Annotated in this window: 13 protein-coding genes and 2 tRNA genes; 5 read left to right on the top strand and 10 right to left on the bottom strand. The window is 65.1% G+C overall.

Features of this window, described 5'->3' with window-relative positions; genetic code table 11:
- Window positions 1-150: 150 nt before the first annotated feature.
- From NNX35_RS00175 to NNX35_RS00165, 3 genes are all read right to left on the bottom strand, one after another.
- A complete protein-coding gene (locus NNX35_RS00175; RefSeq protein WP_255764593.1) occupies window positions 151-3,279 on the bottom strand; it encodes an efflux RND transporter permease subunit in 3,129 nt (1,042 codons plus the stop codon).
- A gap of 118 nt (window positions 3,280-3,397) precedes the next feature.
- Window positions 3,398-4,888, bottom strand: a complete 1,491-nt coding sequence (locus NNX35_RS00170) for a malate:quinone oxidoreductase (protein WP_227918220.1) — start codon at window positions 4,886-4,888, stop codon at window positions 3,398-3,400.
- Between the two features lie 104 nt (window positions 4,889-4,992).
- Window positions 4,993-6,717 carry an ABC transporter substrate-binding protein gene (locus NNX35_RS00165; protein WP_255866679.1) on the bottom strand — a complete coding sequence of 575 codons (1,725 nt, stop codon included), beginning with the start codon at window positions 6,715-6,717 and terminating at the stop codon, window positions 4,993-4,995.
- A gap of 125 nt (window positions 6,718-6,842) precedes the next feature.
- Here NNX35_RS00165 and NNX35_RS00160 point away from each other — a divergent pair, with 125 nt between their 5' ends.
- Both NNX35_RS00160 and NNX35_RS00155 read left to right on the top strand, forming a co-directional pair.
- A complete protein-coding gene (locus NNX35_RS00160) occupies window positions 6,843-8,564 on the top strand; it encodes an ABC transporter ATP-binding protein (RefSeq protein WP_255866678.1) in 1,722 nt (573 codons plus the stop codon).
- 2 nt (window positions 8,565-8,566) lie between these two features.
- The gene (locus tag NNX35_RS00155) at window positions 8,567-9,103 is read left to right on the top strand and encodes a tetratricopeptide repeat protein (protein ID WP_255866677.1); all 537 of its coding nucleotides are present in this window, start codon (window positions 8,567-8,569) and stop codon (window positions 9,101-9,103) included.
- Between the two features lie 134 nt (window positions 9,104-9,237).
- On the opposite strand, the gene NNX35_RS00150 is transcribed toward NNX35_RS00155, so the two are convergent.
- The 5 genes from NNX35_RS00150 to bcp form a co-directional block, all read right to left on the bottom strand.
- Window positions 9,238-10,182: an ABC transporter permease gene (locus NNX35_RS00150; protein WP_370646904.1), complete on the bottom strand. Its 945-nt coding sequence runs from the start codon at window positions 10,180-10,182 to the stop codon at window positions 9,238-9,240.
- Entirely contained in the window at window positions 10,179-11,183 is a 1,005-nt protein-coding gene (locus tag NNX35_RS00145; protein WP_227918216.1) for an ABC transporter permease, read from the bottom strand. The genes NNX35_RS00150 and NNX35_RS00145 overlap by 4 nt, the downstream gene beginning before the upstream one ends.
- Before the next feature lie 102 nt (window positions 11,184-11,285).
- A complete protein-coding gene (locus NNX35_RS00140; RefSeq protein WP_255866676.1) occupies window positions 11,286-12,980 on the bottom strand; it encodes an ABC transporter substrate-binding protein in 1,695 nt (564 codons plus the stop codon).
- A 238-nt stretch (window positions 12,981-13,218) separates the two neighbouring features.
- A tRNA-Leu gene (locus NNX35_RS00135) sits at window positions 13,219-13,300 on the bottom strand.
- A gap of 58 nt (window positions 13,301-13,358) precedes the next feature.
- Window positions 13,359-13,826, bottom strand: a complete 468-nt coding sequence (gene bcp, locus NNX35_RS00130; protein ID WP_227918214.1) for a thioredoxin-dependent thiol peroxidase — start codon at window positions 13,824-13,826, stop codon at window positions 13,359-13,361.
- A 151-nt stretch (window positions 13,827-13,977) separates the two neighbouring features.
- Here bcp and NNX35_RS00125 point away from each other — a divergent pair, with 151 nt between their 5' ends.
- The 3 genes from NNX35_RS00125 to NNX35_RS00115 all read left to right on the top strand — a co-directional run bounded on the left by NNX35_RS00125 (window position 13,978) and on the right by NNX35_RS00115 (window position 16,634).
- Window positions 13,978-14,511, top strand: a complete 534-nt coding sequence (locus tag NNX35_RS00125) for a MarR family winged helix-turn-helix transcriptional regulator (RefSeq protein WP_255764587.1) — start codon at window positions 13,978-13,980, stop codon at window positions 14,509-14,511.
- A gap of 109 nt (window positions 14,512-14,620) precedes the next feature.
- Complete coding sequence (locus tag NNX35_RS00120) at window positions 14,621-15,793, top strand: RtcB family protein (protein ID WP_255866675.1); 1,173 nt, start codon at window positions 14,621-14,623, stop codon at window positions 15,791-15,793.
- Between the two features lie 46 nt (window positions 15,794-15,839).
- Window positions 15,840-16,634, top strand: coding sequence for a GNAT family N-acetyltransferase (locus NNX35_RS00115; RefSeq protein ID WP_255866674.1), 795 nt, complete (start codon window positions 15,840-15,842; stop codon window positions 16,632-16,634).
- 24 nt (window positions 16,635-16,658) lie between these two features.
- On the opposite strand, the gene NNX35_RS00110 is transcribed toward NNX35_RS00115, so the two are convergent.
- Window positions 16,659-18,305: a tannase/feruloyl esterase family alpha/beta hydrolase gene (locus NNX35_RS00110; protein ID WP_255866673.1), complete on the bottom strand. Its 1,647-nt coding sequence runs from the start codon at window positions 18,303-18,305 to the stop codon at window positions 16,659-16,661.
- 402 nt (window positions 18,306-18,707) lie between these two features.
- Window positions 18,708-18,783, bottom strand: a tRNA-Lys gene (locus NNX35_RS00105).
- Window positions 18,784-18,950: the final 167 nt, after the last annotated feature.

Here is an 18,950-nt window from a genome sequence, read left to right as displayed (position 1 = left end):
GCACTGAACCGGCCGGCCCGCTGCTGCTCTGAACTTGCCGCGCGCCCGAGCCAGCCCCGCGCGGCTGCGCATGCATCGGATGGGGGCCAAACCAGACCCACAACACAGACCCCCGACCAGTACCGCCAGACCGCCGACGCGCCTGCTCGCCTAGGCGCGAGCCCCGGCCTCGCTCACCGGCTTCTGTTCCTTCCGCTCCTGCCGCTTCTCCCGGGATCCTTCCACCAGACGGTAGAGCACAGGCACCAGGATCAGGGTCAGTGCAGTTGAGGAAATCAGTCCGCCGATCACCACAATGGCCAGCGGGCGGGAGATGAAGCCTCCCTCACCCGTAACACCCAGGGCCATCGGCGTCAGCGCAAAGACGGTGGCCAGAGCGGTCATGAGGATCGGGCGCAGGCGCTGCCGGGCGCCGCGGAAGATGGCATCCTCCACGTTCATGCCGGGTTCATTGCCCCGAGGCTGCCGGTACTGATTTATCAGGTCCATCAGCACAATCGCGTTGGTAACCACAATGCCCACCAGCATCAACATGCCCACCAAGGACGGAAGTCCCAGCGGAACCCCGGTCAGGAGCAGCAGCAGAACGGCACCGGTGGCCGCGAACGGAATGGAGACCAGCAGGATCAGCGGCTGCAGCAGGGATTTGAAGGTCGCCACCATGATCACGTAGACGATGGCAATGGCTGCAAGCAGGGCCAGCCCCAGCTGCGTAAAGGATTCGTTCTGCTGGGTGGCAGCACCGCTGAGCTCGGCCGTGACGCTGGTCGGAAGGTCGACTTCCGCCAGCCGTGACTGGACTTCGGTGATGGTGGCACCAAGGTTGTCGCCGTCGGGAGAGACGGAGACGACGGCGGTGCGTTCGCCGCCGGAGGAGGAGACCGACGTCGGCACCTCCACCTCTTCGACCGTGGCCAGCGCGCTCAACGGCACGGAGCCGGAGCCGGCCGGCACGGAAATGCCGTTCAACTGCTCCAAGGACGTGATGGGGGTACCCTCGCCGATGAGCACCGGCAGGTCATCGGTGCCCAGACGGACCGTCCCGGCCGGCAGCGGGCTGATCGTGGAGGCGACCAGCCCGGCGATCTGCTGCTCGTTCAGGCCGGCAGCAACAGCCTTGCCCCGGTCGATGCTGACCTGCACCACCGGCTGGGACGATGAGAGGTTGCTGCTCGCCTCGGCGACGCCGGGCAGGTCGGACATCGCCTCAACGATGGCGTCGCTGGCCGGCTGCAGCTCCGACGGGTCACCGGCGGACAGGGAAATATCCACTGTGTTGGACGTGCCGAAACCGCCGCCGGTACTGCCCAGGGTGACCTCTCCGGCGTCGTCGGCGTCCTCAAGGGCGGACCGCACGGTATCCCGCAGGGCCACCTGGTCCACCCCTTCCTCGGTGATGACGGTGAAGTTCGCAACCGAGGAGCCTCCGCCGGTAAACGCCGCCAGCCCGGAGGTGGAAGTGCCCATGGTGACCTGGACGTCCTTGACGCCCTCGATGTCACCCAGGATCTGTTCCACCTCCCCGGCAGCCTCGGAAGTGCGTTCCAAGGAGGTGCCCGCCGGCAGCTCCTGCCGCACGCTGAAGGTGTTCTGCCCCGTATCGCCCAGGAGGTTGGTGGGCAGCAGCGGGGTCAAAGCCGCCGTCGCCACCAGGATGATCAGCCCGGCGGTAACCGTGTAGACCGGATGGCGCTGGGTGGTGCGCAGGATCGGCAGGTAACCGCGCTGCAGGAAGGTCCGGGACTCCCGTTCTTCCGCTTCGGCACGGTACGCGGCCGGATCGGCCACGGGAGGGGTGGACTTGAGGAACCAGTACGCCAGCACCGGCACAATCGTCAGGGAAACCAGCAGCGAAGCCAGCAGCGCCAGGGACGTGGTGACAGCGAAGGGGCGGAACAGTTCGCCGGCGAGCCCGCCGACAAAGGCGATGGGCGCAAATACCGCCACGGTGGTGAGGGTCGACGCCGTGACGGCACCGGCAACCTCGCGGACGGCAGTGAGGATGGCAGAACGTTTATCCTCGCCGTAGCCCAGATGGCGCTTGATGTTTTCGATCACCACGATGGAGTCATCCACCACCCGGCCGATCGCGATGGTCAGCGCACCGAGGGTGAGGATGTTCAGGGAGTAGCCGAAGGCCAGCAGCCCGATGAAGGTCACCAGCAGGGAGAGCGGAATGGAAACCGCGGTGACCAGCGTGGAGCGGATGGAAAGCAGGAAGACCAGGATCACCAGCACGGCAAAGCCAAGGCCGAGCAGGCCCTCGGTGGTGAGATCGGAGATGGATGTTTCGATGAACGGTGCCTGGTCGAAGATCACCGTAAAGACGGCGCCGTTGCCCAGTTCATCCTGAAGGGAAGGCAGCAGGTCCATGACCTCGTGGGAGATGCCCACGGTGTCACCGGCCGGCGTCTTGGTGATGGATACGGCCAGCGTGGCCTCGCCGTTGGTGCGCGTGATCGAGCTGGCCTCGTCCTCGGTGACGTCCACCGAGGCCACGTCGCCGATGGTGACCGGAGTGCTGCCGGGCGACGATTCCGTGGACTCGACCGGCAATGCGGAAATCTTCTCGAGGCTGTCCAGCGGGGCGCCGACCTGGATGGACAGGGTCCGGCCGTCTTCCTGGACCGTTCCGGCCGGCAGGAGGGCACCGCTGTTTTCCAGTGCCTCCACGATGGCTGCCGGGGTGACCCCGGAGGCGGCAAGCGCGGCGTTGTCAGGCAGGATGGCTACGTGGCGGGTGGCACCGCCGGTGACCTCCGCGGTACGCACGCCCTCGATCTTCTGCAGGCGGGGAACGGTCAGGCGCTGCAGGTCGGCGTTGAGCTCCGCGAGCGGCTCGTCGGAGGACACGGCAAGGTAAACAATCGGGAAATCGCTGATGCTTCCGGCCAGCGACTGCGGATTCACGTCTTCGGGAAGCAGCTGCCGGGAGTTCGAAATGGCCCGGTCCACCTGGCCGCGTGCGCGGTCCAGATCGGTGCCGTAGGCAAAGGTAAGGCTGATGGTGGAGATGCCGGAGCGGGAAGTGGCCGTGGACGACTCGAGCCCTTCCACTGCAGTGAGCGCACCTTCCAGCGGCTCGCTGACTTGGGCATCAACCACATCGGGGGAGGCCCCCGGCAAAGCGGTGATCACGCTGATCTGCGGGAACTCCAGTGACGGGATCAGTTCCTGTTTCAGGGAGGTCATGGAAATGACTCCGAAAACAGCCACGAAAACCGTGATCAGGGCAATAAGCGCCCGGTTGGAGAGGGACAGCTTGGCCAAACGGTCCATGATCCTGCCTTAGGAAGGGCGAACTGGAGTTGGGCGACGCGGCTGTGCCGGCGTCGTAAATCGCTGTGCGGCGCAGGTCCTCCCGGAAGGGGAACCTGCGCCGCGGATAAAACTGGTGCTAGGAAAGTCCCAGGACCTTGTTGGTGTCGGCTTCAATCTCTGCCGCCAACTGCTCGTTCTCATTGAGCTTTACGCCGTAGCCCGGGATCATTTCCTTGATCTTCGGCTCCCAGCCGTCGAACTGGCGGGGGAAGGCGCGCTTGAGCAGGTTGATCATGATGGGCGGTGCCGTGGAAGCGCCGGGTGAAGCACCCAGCAGGGCTCCGATGGAGCCGTCGGCAGCAGTGATGAGTTCGGTGCCGAACTGCAGCACACCGCCCTTCTTCGGATCCTTCTTGATCACCTGCACGCGCTGGCCTGCCGTGATGAGGTCCCAGCCCTCGGTCTTCGCCGAAGGCATGAATTCCTGGAGTGCCTGCGTCTTGCCTTCGCGGGTCTTCATCACCTCGGTGACGAGGTACTTGACCAGGCTCATGTTGTCCTTGGCTACACCCAGCATGGGCACCAGGTTGGACGGCCGGACCGAAAGGGGCAGGTCCAGGTAGGAACCGGTCTTCAGGAACTTGGGGGAGAAGCCGCCGTACGGGCCGAACAGCAGCGAACGCTTCCCGTTCACGAAGCGGGTGTCCAGGTGGGGCACGGACATGGGCGGGGCGCCGACCGAGGCCTGGCCGTACACCTTGGCGTTGTGCCGGGAAATGATCGAATCGTCCGTGGAGCGCAGGAACTGGCCGGAGACCGGGAAGCCGCCGAAGCCCTTGCCCTCGGGGATGCCGGATGCCTGGAGCAGGTGCAGGGCTCCGCCGCCGCCGCCGATGAAGACGAAGCGGGCGGAGACGGTGCGGGTGGTGCCGCTGGCACGGTCCTTGACCTTCACATCCCAGCCGCCGGTGGAAGAGCGGGACACGTTGCCGACCTCGTGGCCGAAGTGCAGGTTCACGCCGTTGGCGCCGAGGTAGTTGGTCAGTTCGCGGGTCAGCGCACCGAAGTCGACGTCGGTGCCTCCGGCGACGCGCGAGGCAGCGACGCGCTGTGACGGGTCGCGGCCTTCCATGATCAGGGGTGCCCATTCAGCCAGTTTGGCCGGGTCCTCGGAGAACTCCATGGTCTTGAACAGGGGCTGTGCGCTCAGCGACTCGTAGCGGCGGCGCAGGTACTCGGAATGCGCGTCACCCCAGACGAAGCTCATGTGCGGCAGCGGGTTGATGAAGTTGTTGGAGATGTGGCCTGCAGACACCAGATGCGACCAGAACTGCCGGGAAACCTGGAACTGCTCGTTGATGCCCACCGCCTTCGCCGGGTCAACGGAGCCGTCGGCCGCGGCCGGGCTGTAGTTCAGTTCGCAGAGCGCGGCGTGGCCGGTTCCCGCGTTGTTCCAGGGATCGGAGCTTTCCAGCCCCGCCCGGTCAAGGCGCTCGTAGAGGGAAATGTCCCAATCGGGCTGGAGTTGCTTCAGGAACGCACCAAGGGTGGCGCTCATGATGCCGCCGCCGATCAGCAGTACATCAGTTTTCGTTGCGGAATTATCCGCCGGGCTATTAGCAGTCAACTTGTTCTCCAGTCGCGTGGGCGCTAGCCCTAGAAGCGTATCCCCGACCACATGTCTTCCTAAAATTATCGCTGCCCGTAGCCCTTCCGCGGGAGGGGTCGGACTCAGCGATCGGCCAGCGTTATCCGGTTGAACACTTCGTGGAGGACGGGGCTGGTGGGATAGCCGGCCACGCGGGGAGACAGCGCAAGGGCGGAAATCGGGAAGGCGAGGGGAACCGCCGGCACGCGTTCGGCAATCCGGTCGGTAATGGCCCGGTAGGCGTCGGTCTGTTCCTGGCCTTCCACGAGGCTCCGCGCTTTTGCGATGCCGCTGAAAACCTCGGGATCGTTATAGGAAAATTCGTCGGTATACCGGCCAAACAGGGTTCCGACAAAGTTGTCCCCGGCCTCGTAGGTCCCGGCAAGCCCCAGCAGGTGGAAGGCCCGGTCCTCCTTGCCCTGGACCTTCTCCAGGTAGCCCTCGGACCAGTCCACGGGGACCGGACGGATGTTGAAGCCGGCTGCGGTGAGCTGGCTGCTGAGCCTGGCATAGACGCGTTCCGGGGCGGGCAGGTAGCTGCGGGTGACGCGGCGGGGGTAGTAGAAGGGCAGCTCGCGCCCGTCGTAGCCGGCTTCCGTGAGCAGCTCACGGGCCTTGTCGACGTCGTACCCATAGCCGGCAACGGTGTCGGAGGTCAGGCCCAGCTTCTGCGGAAGGAACTGGTTGGCGGTCTTGGTGCCGTTGAGGAACAGGCCGTCCAACACTGCGGGCTTGTCGATGGCATGGGCGACCGCCCGGCGGATCAGTACGTTGTCCATCCCGGGGAAATTGGAGTTGATGCCCAGATAGAGGATGGAATACGGATCCCGCTGCTGGATCTGCAGGCCGTTGCGGGCCAGGTCGCCGACGTCGTTGACGGTTACCAGGTCATAGCCGTCCACCTCGCCCTTTTTCAGCGCCCGCAGCCGGCCCTCGGGGCTGGAAAGAGTCTTGAAGACAACCGTGCCGATCTGTCCGGCTTCGCCCCAGTAGTCCGGGTACGCTGCCAGCTCCACGGTGTCCTCGTTCCAGCTGACGAACTGGAACGGCCCGGTGCCCACCGGATGTGCGCCGTAGGCCGAGATGTTCCGGCCATTGCGTTCCTGGGTGAGGGCATCGGCCGTGGCGTCAGCCAGGGCCTTCGGGGAAGACATGGCGAACGCCGGAGCGGCCAGGGCGGGAATGAAGCTGTCGAGCGGCTCGGTAAGCTCCACCCGCACCGTGAACTCGTCCTCCACTACGCATTCGCGGTAGACCGCGGTCTTCGGGGAGTCCGAGAACCCCCGGAAGACGGATCTGTACATGAGGGAGTCGTTGCGCACGGATTCCGGCAGCGTGTACCAGCGTTCGAAGTTCCGGCGCACGGCTTCTGCGTTGAAGGGCTCGCCGTCGTGGAACGTGACGTCGCGCCGCAGGTCAAACGTGTACGTCCTGCGGTCCTCGGACTTGGTCCAGCTCTTTGCCAGCAGGGGAATCGGTGCCGAGGTCAGGGCGTCAACTCCTACCAGGCCTTCCAAAACCTGCCGGGTCACCCGGTAGGACTCGGTATCCGCAGCAAGCGCGGGGTCCAACGTGACCGGGCGGGCCGCCGTCGCAAAGGTGAACCGCTCATTGGGGCCCGCCGGACCGGTTGCCGTGGGTGTGGGAGTGGGGGTGGGAGAATCAGCTTCGGCAGTGCAGCCGGCGAGCATAAACGCCGCAGCCACCGCCCCGGCACGGATGACGGAGCGTCGGGAAAGGGCGGGAGCGCCGGATCCGGTGCCTGGATCTTTGGCAGGGCCGGATTTAGCGGTGCCGGATTTGGTCACGGTAATACTCCTCCGGGACGCTCCATCCCTCATTTTTCAGTGATTCTTCATTCTAAATGATTAAAAACCGGTAAACCGCTGTGAGACACGCGTCACAAGGGGCGCGAGTGGGGCAGGATGGGGAAATGACTGATTTGAGCACTGATTCGCCCCTGCTCGAGGTGAGCAACCTCGCGGTTAATTTCCGGACCATGGACGGAGAAGTTCCCGCTGTGCGCAACGCCGGTTTCTCCCTCCCGGCAGGCAAGACGCTGGCCATCGTGGGGGAGTCCGGGTCCGGGAAATCCACTACCGCAATGGCCGTCATCGGGCTGCTGCCCGGTAACGGCACCGTGGCTTCGGGCAGCATCCGCTTCGACGGCCAGGAACTGGTGGGCCTTCCGGAATCCAAGATGCGGGCAATCCGCGGGCGTTCCATCGGCCTGGTGCCGCAGGACCCGATGTCCAACCTCAATCCGGTCACCAAGATCGGCACCCAGGTTGCCGAAACCCTGCTGGTGCACGGGATGGCCACGTCCAAGGACGTGGACCGGAAGGTAGTGGAGGTCCTGACCGCGGCCGGGCTGCCCAACGCCGCGGAGCGCGCTAAGCAGTACCCCCATGAATTCTCGGGAGGCATGCGCCAGCGTGCCCTGATTGCCATTGGCCTGGCCTGCCGTCCCCGGCTGCTGATTGCCGACGAACCCACCAGCGCCCTGGACGTCACCGTCCAGCGGACCATCCTGGACCAGATCGATCGGATGACGGAGGAACTGGGTTCGTCCGTCCTGCTGATTACCCATGACCTGGGACTGGCAGCCGAGCGTGCCTCCGAACTGGTGGTTATGCACCGCGGCGAGGTCGTGGAAACGGGTCCCGCCCGCCAGCTCCTGGAGGACCCGCAGCACCCGTACACCCAGGCCCTGGTCCGTGCAGCTCCCAGTGTGGCAGCCGTGCGGCTGAGCCCGGGTGCCTTTGCCGGACATGCCGGTTCCAAGAGCGGGGCCGCTGCCGCGACGTCGGCAGCGGGTGAACTGGCTGCGGAACCCGCGGGCGCCGGCACCGCACCGGACAACATTGTGGAATTCCGTGACCTGACCAAGGTGTTCAAGATCCGCGGCCGCTCCGATGATTTCTATGCCGCCAAGAACATCACCCTGGACATTCCCCGCGGCCGCACCGTAGCCATCGTGGGGGAGTCCGGTTCGGGCAAAACCACCACGGCGCGGATGCTCTTGAAACTGATTGAACCCACCAGCGGAACCATGACCTTCGACGGCATGGACGTTGCCACCCTGGACAAGGTCCAGCTGCGTGAATTCCGGCAGCGCGTGCAGCCGATCTTCCAGGACCCGTACTCCTCCCTGGACCCGATGTACACCATTGAGCGGATCCTGGAAGAGCCGCTGAAAACCTACCGGCGCGGCGACAAGGCAGAGCGTCAGCGCCGCGTGCGGGAACTGATGGAGCAGGTGGCGCTGCCTCTTGAGATGCTGCACCGCTACCCTGCCGAGCTCTCGGGCGGGCAGCGGCAGCGCGTGGCCATTGCGCGTGCGCTGGCACTCAAGCCCGAACTGATTGTCTGCGACGAGCCGGTCTCGGCACTGGACGTCCTGGTACAGGCGCAGATCCTCCAGCTGCTGGGGGACCTGCAGCGCGAGTTCGGCCTCAGCTACCTCTTCATTTCCCACGACCTGGCGGTTGTCCGGTTGATCTCCGACTATGTGTGCGTGATGAAGGACGGGGAGCTGGTGGAGGCCGCCACCTCCGAGGAGGTCTTCTCCAATCCCCGCCACCCCTACACGCGAAAACTCCTGGCCTCGATTCCCGGCAATGAGCTCAACATCGACGGCGAGCTGGCTTCCTGACCATGGCTGAAACGCCGGCGGGTTCCGCAGCGGACCTGGAAGCAGAGCTGCGGCAGCTGCTCGCAGCCCGGAACCGGGAGGACATGGCCCCCACCATCGCGGCGCTGCTGGATGTCCGGGACCGCTATCCGGACAATGCCCGCGTCCGCTATGAAGTGGGCGGCGCCTATGACACGGCAGGGGAAGAGGCAACGGCTGCCGGATACTACGAACAGGCGCTGGCGCTGGGCCTGGAAGGCGATGTGCTGCGGCGCTGCTATCTGCAGTACGGCAGCACCCTGCGGCTGCTCGGGCGCTCGGAGGAATCGCTGGCGGTCTTCGCCCGCGCCCGGCAGAGCTTTCCCGGATCAGTGTCGCTGGGGGTCTTCGAGGCCCTGACCCTGCATGCCGCGGGCAAAGCGAACGCGGCGCTCGCCGGTCTCCTGGTCCTGCTCGCGGAGAATGTTTCCTCGGAAGACCTGGAACGGTATCTCCCGGCGCTGCACGGCAACGCGGCTTACCTCGCTTCGCTCGACGGCGGGGCCGGCCACCCCGCCTAAACCCGTACCCGGCCAACCAAGCCGGACAACGACGCCGGGCCAACGAAGCCGGGCCAACGAAGCCGGTCAACGAAGAAGGGCCCTCCAAACGGAGGGCCCTTCTTCGTTGACGGAGGCATTGCCGTCCGCGCTGGTTACTTTCGCCGTGTCTTGGGGTCCAAGGCCTCACGGAGGGACTCGCCCAGCAGGGTGAAGCCAAGCGCGGTGATGGCAATGCAGATACCGGGGAGGAAGGCCAGCTGCGGTGCCACGGCCAGTTCGGCCTGTGCGTAGGTAAGCATCCGGCCCCACTCGGCGGTCTGCGGCAGGCCGCCGCCGAGGCCCAGGAAGGCCAGCGCGGCGGCGTCGATGACCGCTGTCGCCAGGGTGAGGGTGGCCTGCACGATCAGCGGACCCATGCTGTTGGGCAGCAGGTGGCTCATGGTGATGGTCCGCCGGCTTAGCCCCAGGGTCTGCGCAGACAGGATGTAGTCGGCGCTGCGCTGGGAGATCATTGACGACCGCAGGAGCCGGGCGAAGATAGGTACCTGTGAGACACCGATGGCAATCATGATTGCCAGGGAACTTTGGCCCAGGAGGGCGGCAATGCTCACGGCGAGCAGCAGGTTCGGTACGGAGAGCAGGATGTCGACAAAGCGCATGATCACGCTGTCCACCCAGCCGCCCAGGCCGCCGGCGATGACCCCGAGCAGCACTCCGCCGGCCAGGCCCAGCGCCGTGGACACTACGCCGATGATCAGCGACGCGCGGGCACCCCAGATCAGCTTGGAGAGGACATCGCCGCCGAAACGGTCCAGGCCCAGGGGATAACCGTCAATGTCTCCCGGTCCGGGGATGTTCGTGGGGGTGATCTCCGTACGGCCGGGGAGGTCGTCGCCGCCAAAGGGGGCAAGCAGCGGGGCGAGGATGGCCACCAATATGAACAGCCCCACGATGACGGCGCCGGCGACGGCGGCAGGGTTGCGGCGCAGGCGGCGGAAAGCGTCTTTCCACATCCCGCTTCCGGTGGCGGGCTTGGCGGTGGGAGCACCGTCGGGAAGGATGGACCCGCCGGCTGCGGGGGGCAGAGTAGTACTCACTGGACACGCACCCTTGGATCGATGAAGCCGTAGGACACGTCAACCAGCAGGTTGATCAGTGAATATGCCACGGCAATGAAGACAATGAATCCCTGCAGGACGGGATAGTCGAGGGCGAAGATCGCGTCCCTCAGGAACCTGCCGATACCGCTGAACGCGAAGACGGTCTCGGTCAGCACTGCGCCGGAGATCAGCAGGCCGGTCTGCAGGCCGATGGTGGTGGTTACCGGCAGCATGGCGTTGCGCAGCACAAAACGGCCGCGGATGGTCTTCTCCATCAATCCTTTGGCGCGGGCTGTGCGGACATAGTCGGCGCCCTGGACCTCCAGGACCGATGCCCTGGTAATGCGCACGATGATCGCCAGCGGAATGGTCCCGAGGGCGATGGCGGGAAGCACCAGATGCATGACGGCGTCCCAGGACGCGTCCCATTCCCGGGTGAGCAGACCGTCCAAAACGTAGAAGTCGGTAACATGCGTGGCATCGATGCGTGGATCCTGGCGCCCGTCGGTGGGGAACCAGCCCAGCTGGATGGCCAGCACCCATTTGAGGATGAAGGCGAGGAAGAACACCGGGACGGTGATGCCGATCAGGGACAGGACCACCGAGGAGTGGTCCCAGAAACGTCCGTAATGGCGGGCGGCCAGATAACCCAGCGGGATGCCGATGCCGATCGCGAAGATAAGCGCCACGACCGCCAGCTCCACGGTGGCGGGAAAGCGGGTGGCGAATTCCTCCAGCACCGGGCGCCCGGTGACGATTGAGGTACCGAAGTCGCCCTTAAGCAGCTTTCCGACATAGGTGAAGTACTGCTCGATCAGCGGGCGGTCAAAGCCGTAGGCCTTGTTGATGTTGGCGATGGCTTCGGGGGAGGCCTTGTCACCGAGCAGGGCGGTGGCCGGACCGCCGGGCAGGTTGCGGACCCACAGGAACAGCAGGATCGAAAGGCCGATCAGGGTGGGGATCAGCATAAGAAGGCGTTTGCCGATGACTCGTAGCACGAGTGTCCTTTCCCAGCCGTGGGGCTGGAGGATCTGGGGAGGAAAAGTCGAGGCGCGTAGGAGGCCGGGGACCCCGCGGGGTCCCCGGCCTCCGCTTAGGTGTTACTTGGAGAGCTTGATTTCGCTGAAGACTTCGTCGTTCACCGGGCTGGCCGGGTAGGACTCGACCCGCTCGGAGAAGGCGAGCGACGGCGCCGGGTGTGCCAGCGGGATGGCCGGCACGAACTGGGCGATGTCCTCATTGATCTGCTCGTAGAGCGGGGTCTGCTCCTCGAGGGTGGAAACCTGGCGTGCCTCTTCCAGCGCGTTGAAGATCTCCGGGTTGTTGAAGCCGAACTCGGGCTTCTCCTGGCCGAAGAACACGCCTACGAAGTTGTCCGTGTCGTTGTAGTCGCCGGTCCAGCCCAGCAGGTGCAGGCCGTGATCGGAGCCTGCCTGCACGCGGTCGAGGTAGTCCGGGGACCACTTGTCCGACTGGGGGGTGACCGTGATGCCGACTTCAGCCAGCTGCGCGCTCAGGTTGGTGAAGACCTGCTCAGGCGTGGGCATGTACGGCCGGGAGACTCCGGTGGGGTAGTTGAACTGCACGGTGAAACCGTCCGGGTAGCCGGCTTCGGCCAGCAGGGACTTGGCCTTTGCCGGGTCGTATTCGTACGTGGTGACGTCTTCGTTGTAGCCGTTGACGACGTCGGGGATGAACTGGGTGGCCACCTTGGTGCCCTCGGGCAGGGTCTGGCTGACCAGTGCTTCCTTGTCGATGGCGTGCGCAATGGCCTGGCGGACCTTGGGGTCGGCCAGCTCGGGCACCTGCTGGTTGATGCCCAGGTACAGGATGGTGAACGGATCGCGCGGGATCACCTTGAAGCCGGCGTCGGCCAGTGCCTCGGTGTCGGCGGGGGCCACGAGGTCGTAGCCGTCAATGTCGCCGGACTCCAGCGACTGGCGGCGGGCCTGCGGATCGTCGATGACGCGGAAGATGATGTCGGTGACCTGGGCGTCGTCGCCGCCCCAGTAATCCTCGTTCAGGGACAGGGTGAGCTGGTTGCCCACGTCCCAGCCGTCGAACTTGTAGGGACCGGTGCCGGTGGGGTGTTCCTTGGCGTATTCGGTCAGCTCGGGGGCTTCGGCCGTGCCCGAGGAGTTGTTGGCGCCGAATTCCTCCAGGGCGGCCGGGCTCTGCATGCTGAATGCAGGCAGCGAGAGCGCGGCAACAAAGCCGGCGAAGGGCTTGTTCAGCGTAATCACGGCTTCGGCATCCGAGGTCGCTTCGCAGGACTTGTAGGTTGCCTCTTCGGGTGTGTCCGAGAAGCCCTTGAACAGCATGCCGTAGTAGTAGGCCTGGCTTTCGGCCTGCTGGATGCCGGTGAAGTTGTACCAGCGGTCAAAGTTGGCGCAGACCGCTTCGGCATTGAAATCGGTGCCGTCGTGGAACTTGACGCCCTCTTCGAGGTCGAACGTGTAGGTCATGCCGTCTTCCGAAGCCTCCCACGACTTCGCCAGCAGCGGGGCCGGGTCCGCGGTGCCGGGTTCGACGCCGACAAGGCCTTCGAAGATCTGGCGGCTGACGCGGAAGGACTCGCCGTCGGACGCGAAGGCGGGGTCCAGGGATTTGGGATCGGATGAAGCGGCGAAAACGAAGGTGCCGTCCACGTCACTGGAGCCGCCGTCGGCCCCTTCCTCGCGGTTGCTTTGGGCGCAGCCCGAAAGCACAAGCGCGCTCAGGGCGAGGCCGGCGGTAAGGGCGGACGCGCGCTTCTTCACGGACCGGCCTTTCCGGACACTGTCTGCTGAAAACATGTTTTGGGTACTCCTCAAGGGCGGATGAACGCTATGCGAGTGCTGCCTGCGGCCGGAAAGCCGGCCCGGATGCGTCTGTTGGACGCACACGTATGGACAGAGCCTAATGCGGAAGTGTTTCTGTTACGTGACATTCGTCACCGTCGGCGTGGTCACGATTCGGCAACGCCGGGGCCGCGGGCGATGAGCCCGGGCATGAAAAAAGCCCCGGTCCGAAGACCGGGGCTTTGATATCCGGTGCGCGAGGAGGGACTTGAACCCACACGTCCGAAGACACTGGAACCTAAATCCAGCGCGTCTACCAATTCCGCCACTCGCGCCGATTTCCCCTGCCTGCTGTATTGCGCAGCCGGGAAACCGGTCTTAGTCTACCCGAGGTTAGTCGAGCCCCAGGTCACGCCGGAGCTTGGCAACATGCCCGGTCGCCTTCACGTTGTACTGGGCGAGGGCAACCTTGCCTTCAGGGTTCACCACCACGGTGGACCTGATCAGCCCTTCGTAGGTGCGGCCGTAGTTCTTCTTCTCGCCCCATGCTCCGTAGGCTTCGGCCACGGCGTGGTCGGCGTCGGAGAGCAGCGGAAAGTTCAGGTTTTCGGATGCCGCGAACTTCTCCAGCTTCTCCACCGGATCGGGGGAGACACCCAGGACGGTGTAGCCGGCGCCCTTGAGGCTGTTCAGGTTGTCGCGGAAGTCGCAGGCCTCCTTCGTGCAGCCGGGCGTGGCCGCGGCCGGATAGAAGTAGACGATGGTGCTGCTGCCGTGCAGGTCCGCCAATGACACGGTTGTCCCATCGGCGGCGGGAAGCGCGAATTCCGGTGCGGTTTCATCCGGGCTCAGACGGGGCATTAGGTCTCTCCTTGGTGTCGATTTCGCCGTTGGTGCGTCATAACGCGACATTTCCAACGTGCGGTGGCTATCCTAGACTGTGGATCGGGGCGTAATCAGCAAACTGACTGTTTGCGGACGGATCCGTCGCCGAGAGGAAGAGTTTTATTTTATGCCGGATATGGAGCGCTGGCCCACCGGGCGCCTGCTATCTACAGCTGCACGCCTAGTAGAGCATGCCTGGAACGAGCGGTTGGTCAGCATCGGCCTGACCCACGCAGGCGTTATCGCGTTGGGTGTTCTTGACTCCCAGGGGCCAATGACGCAGGCACGCCTGGCACAGCTTGTGCGGGTTCAGGCCCAGACGATGGGCAAGACCCTCGCCCGCCTGGAGACCCACGGACACGTTAGCCGTGTGCGCAATGACCTCGACAAGCGCAGCCACATGGTGACGATCACCGAGCAGGGCAAGGAAGCACTCCACGAAGCACAGAACATCGAGCGCACGCTCCTCGACGGCGGAGAGCTGCTGTCAGAGGCACTGCGCACCCAGTTGCGGAAGGTCATCAGCGAGTTGGGAAGCCCGCGGTGGCAGGTCGCCGTCGACGTCCCCGGACTTCCGGTCCCGCCCGAAAGCGGTTTGGTGATCCTGCCGGAAAGTGCGGACGCCACGGAGGCTGCGGAAGCCCCGGCGGACCGCCGCTGACCGCCGGAGCGGCACCGAAAACGTACGAAGAGGCACATCCGCTGGATGTGCCTCTTTTTTCGTTTGGCCGTTAGCCTCAGTGGTAAGCACGCTGACGAAAGGGCTGCCCATGGAGCATAAGGTCAACGCGAAGTACATCAACTTCGCGAGCGTCATTGATGACGTCACCCTGGAGCAAAACACCAGGACGGCCCGGATGCCGTTCATCTATCCGCACCTGGCCTCCATGCCGGACGCGCACCTGGGGAAGGGTGCAGCTGTCGGATCCGTGATCCCCACCCTGGGGGCAATCATCCCTGCGGCGGTGGGCGTCGATATCGGCTGCGGGATGATCGCCGTCCGCACCCGGCTCTTTGCCGCGGACATTGCGGGCCTGAACCGCCGGGTTCTCCGCGAAGCGATAGAACATGCCATTCCGCTCTCAGCCGGCAACAACAACCGCAGCCTCACCGATTCGGCGCGTCTCCGGGTCGAGGAACTGGCCGACGACGCCGCTGCCGCCGGCTTTGACCCCGCGTCCTACCTCAGCGGCTGGCGGCTCCAGCTGGGCACCCTGGGCTCGGGGAACCACTTCATCGAAGTGTCCCTGGATGAAGAGGACGCGATCTGGCTGTTCCTGCATTCGGGCTCGCGCGGCGTCGGGAACAAGATCGCGCAGCAGCACATCTGGTCGGCACAGAACTACTGCGGCAAGCGCTCCATCGACCTGCCGGACCGGGACCTGGCGTACCTGGAGGAGGGGACCGAGGAGTTCGACCGGTACATTGCGGAACTGATGTGGGCCCAGAAGTTCGCCCTGCTGAACCGTGAGGAAATGATGGACCGGGTCGTGGGATGCTTCAGTGCCTGGACGGGGGAGGCCGTGCAGGAACGGGAGCGGATCAACTGCCACCACAACTACACCGAGGTTGAGCACCACTACGGCAGGGACGTCTGGCTCTCGCGGAAGGGCGCCATCGACGCTTCGCCGGGACGTCCGGGGCTGATCCCGGGATCCATGGGCACGGCGTCGTACGTGGTGGAAGGCAAGGGCTACGCGCCGTCGCTGAACTCCGCACCGCACGGCGCCGGCAGGGAGTATTCCCGGACGAAAGCGCGCAGGACCTTCAGCCAGGAGCAGCTGCGGAAGGCAATGAAGGGGATCGAATTCCGCGACACCCCCGCTTTCATTGACGAGATCCCGGCGGCGTACAAGGACATCGACGCCGTGATGGCGGACGCGAAGGATCTGGTCACGGTGAAGCACGTGCTGCGGCAGATCGTGAACGTCAAGGGAAACTAAGCCACGAATCCAGTGCAACGGGCCCGCAACGGTAGGGTATGGACCCATGACCAGACCCGCAGAGCTCCTTGCCGCCTATGACCGCCAGTTGCGCACCGATGCGGAAACTCCCGGCGCAGTCGCCGTGGAACGGCTGGGACCCCTGCGCCTGGTGACGTTCGACGGCGGCCGGGGCTTCATCACCTACGCCGCCCTGGACGGGGCGGATGCCGAGACCATTGCCGGCTGGGTAGCCGGTGCCCTCGCGTATTACCGGAGCGATCCGCAGATCCGGAAGGTGGAGTGGAAGACCCGGAGCCATGACCGGGCACCCGGACTCCACGAAGCACTGCTGCGCAACGGGTTCGAACCGGACGAACCCGAATCCATCATGATCGGGCGCGCGGCGGACCTGGCGGTGGATGTCCCGGTTCCCGAAGGGGTTGCCCTCCGCCGCGTCACGGAAGAGCAGGATATCCGCGCCATGAGTGCCATGGCGGACGGTGTATTCGGTGATCCGGTCTCCATTGCAACGGCGGACTCCCTCCTGCGCCGGTTGTCCCGCGGCGACGGGATGGAACTCTGGGTGGCGGAAAGCGGCGGCACGATCGTCAGCGCCGGCCGCCTGGAACCGGTTGCCGGCACGGAGTTCGCAGGCATCTGGGGCGGTGCAACGCTGGCGCCCTGGCGCGGCCGGGGTATCTACCGTGCACTTACCGCAGCCCGTGCCCGGTCCGCGCTGGCAGCGGGCAAGACCCTGATCCACAGCGATTCCACGGAGTACTCCCGCCCGATCCTGGAGCGCTCCGGCTTCCTGAAGGTGTCCTCCACAACGCCGTATCTCTGGCGTGCGGAGGCGTAGCTGCAGGAGCCGGAGCGCTGGCCGCTAGTGCCGGCCGGCTTCCCGGGAAAGCCAGTTGCGGCCGCCGCGGTGCTGCCCGCAGACGAGTTCCGTTCCCTCGGCCCGGCACCACGTCTGGTAGTCGGACGAATACAGCCGGGACCCCAGCCACTTGTAGTCCGGCCCGATCTCCCGTTTCGGCGTGTAGGAAGCGAAGTTCGCGGCGTCGTCGGTACTGCCCGAACCGTCATAGCGGGCCACGGCGGGATACGGGTAGACGGGCCGGGTGCGTGAAACCGTCTCGGCGCCGTCGTCGGCAGTTTCTATTTTCGAAGCGATAATCGACGCCGGCGCCCGGCCGCTTTCCACCCAGGCCATCACAGGGGTCAGGACGTCAAAGCTGTCCGGTCCCTCGCCGCCGCTGCAGTGTTCGACGCCGGGGAACATAAAGAGCCTGGCGAAGTCGTTGACGGAATGTTTGCCCATGGTTCCGCGGACGGCGTCATAGTAGGCCAACGTGGACTGCGGCGAAATGTGGTGGTCATTCCAGCCGTGCCACAGCAGCAGTTTGCCGCCGCTCCGCTTGAACGCTCCGAGGTCCGGATCCATGGCGGACATGTAGCTGGAGGACTGCATGGTTTCCCAGAAGGCCTGCTTGGTGAATTCGAGATCGGTCAGCTCGAAGTCCGGCCGGGGGTTGTTCGGATCGGCCAGGTAGCGCAGGTAAGACAACGCGAATTGCTCACTGGATACCGGATCGCCCTGAGCCTCGGGAACAAAGAGCGTCCACGCCAGTTCCGAGCCCCACTCGTGCGAGATTTCCGGTTCCAGCCGCCTGCCCTGATCGTCAACGGCGCCGTCATGCAGCTTCCGGACCACCTCGGCCTCGGCAGCGGACAGACAGGCTGCGGGATCCTGTCCAACTGCGCAGATGAGCGACGCCGGGTCGAAACTGCAGGCGCGCGGGTCATCGAGGACTCCGTCGGCCAGGCCGTCCAACGTATCGCAGGCCGCCAGGACCGCGTCGTGGATCAACGGCAGTTTCCCGGCGAGCAGGATGTCGTTGCCGTCGGCGTCCTTGTTGGCGAGGACATTCCAAGCGTGGTGGTAGGTGTTCTGCACGGCCATGTTGTTCGCCGGGGCGCCGGCTGCAATCCCGTCGAAGTCGTCCGGGAAGCGCTGCGCCTCCATCAGCGCCTCACGGCCGCCGTCGGAGCAGCCCGTGAAATAGGAGTAGGCGGGGGAGCGGCCGTAGAACTTCGTGATCAGCGCCTTCGCCGTCAGGGCGGTGACATGTACACCGCGGTAGGCGAAGTCGATCTGCGCCTGTGGATTATCTGCCGCCCAGGACCCGTCATTCTGCCCCTGGTGTCCCATGTCGGTGGTGGCGCTGGCAACGGTGCCGTCCTCCACCACCGGGCAATCCGCCGCCTGGCCGTAGTTGATGCTGGCGTTGCCGCAGAGACCGCCGCAGCCGGTCTGCAGGTACCGCTGGGTCCATCCCTCCAGCGGCAGCCGGACCACTATCGTGTTGGCCGGCGCGATGGTGCCGCGCACCTCGCAGTAGGGGTTCGGCGTGTTTTCGCTGACAACGACGGCGGAGGAGAGGGTGACTTCCGCTCCGGCCGCACGGCGTAGGTCCAGTCCGGTGACGTCGCCGCAGGACATAACGGGCGCGACCGCCGGCAGCACCCGGAGCCCCTCCTCCGTGACGGCTGGGGGCGGTGCGGGCCTGCGGTGGTCAGCCGCAGCGCCCGGCGCGGGGAAAAGCGACACCGCAAGCACGGCCAGGAGGCATACGAAGGCGCTGAGCCCAGGCCGCCGCATCGTACGTTCGGAGTGAGGGTGCTGCGGGGAAAGGAAAAGCGAGTGAGTGGTGGATCCGGATCGGTGCATCAGGTCTCCTTTGAGGTAGAGGCCTCCCCCCAAGACCGTGGCAACGCTGCCACTGGCCGAACGGTACCAATATTGTTGACGATCCGTAATAGCTGTTCGTCGACATTTGACGGTGCGCGGGCAGGTGGGAGATTCCCGGCGGCAAAACGAAAAAACCCCGTCCGACAGGCGCAATGCCTGGTCAGACGGGGTTTTCACTGGTGCACCCCCCGGGACTTGAACCCGGAACCCATTGATTAAGAGTCAATTGCTCTGCCAATTGAGCTAGAGGTGCGCACTTTGTTGGAAGGAAGACCTTCGCCGTGAGGCGCGGTTCGTTCTCCGCAACGACATGAAACATTACCACGTGTCGGCAGGCTCCACGAAATCCGGCCTGCATGCCCGGAGCCGCTGCCCGCCAGGGCAACAAAAAACCCCGCCCGGCCAGGCGAAGAGCCTGAT

The sequence above is a fragment of the Arthrobacter sp. zg-Y844 genome, from assembly GCF_024385465.1.
Lineage (GTDB): Bacteria > Actinomycetota > Actinomycetes > Actinomycetales > Micrococcaceae > Arthrobacter_B.
Note: the sequence above shows the minus strand (reverse complement) of the source record. Positions and strands in the feature narration are given on the sequence as shown.

Coding starts and splice junctions, on each gene's coding strand:
- NNX35_RS00155 (WP_255866677.1), top strand. CDS start 8,567: ATGGCTGAAACGCCGGCGGGTTCCGCAGCGGACCTGGAAGCAGAGCTG.
- NNX35_RS00160 (WP_255866678.1), top strand. CDS start 6,843: ATGACTGATTTGAGCACTGATTCGCCCCTGCTCGAGGTGAGCAACCTC.
- NNX35_RS00120 (WP_255866675.1), top strand. CDS start 14,621: ATGGAGCATAAGGTCAACGCGAAGTACATCAACTTCGCGAGCGTCATT.
- NNX35_RS00175 (WP_255764593.1), bottom strand. CDS start 3,279: ATGGACCGTTTGGCCAAGCTGTCCCTCTCCAACCGGGCGCTTATTGCC.
- NNX35_RS00125 (WP_255764587.1), top strand. CDS start 13,978: ATGCCGGATATGGAGCGCTGGCCCACCGGGCGCCTGCTATCTACAGCT.
- NNX35_RS00115 (WP_255866674.1), top strand. CDS start 15,840: ATGACCAGACCCGCAGAGCTCCTTGCCGCCTATGACCGCCAGTTGCGC.
- bcp (WP_227918214.1), bottom strand. CDS start 13,826: ATGCCCCGTCTGAGCCCGGATGAAACCGCACCGGAATTCGCGCTTCCC.
- NNX35_RS00140 (WP_255866676.1), bottom strand. CDS start 12,980: ATGTTTTCAGCAGACAGTGTCCGGAAAGGCCGGTCCGTGAAGAAGCGC.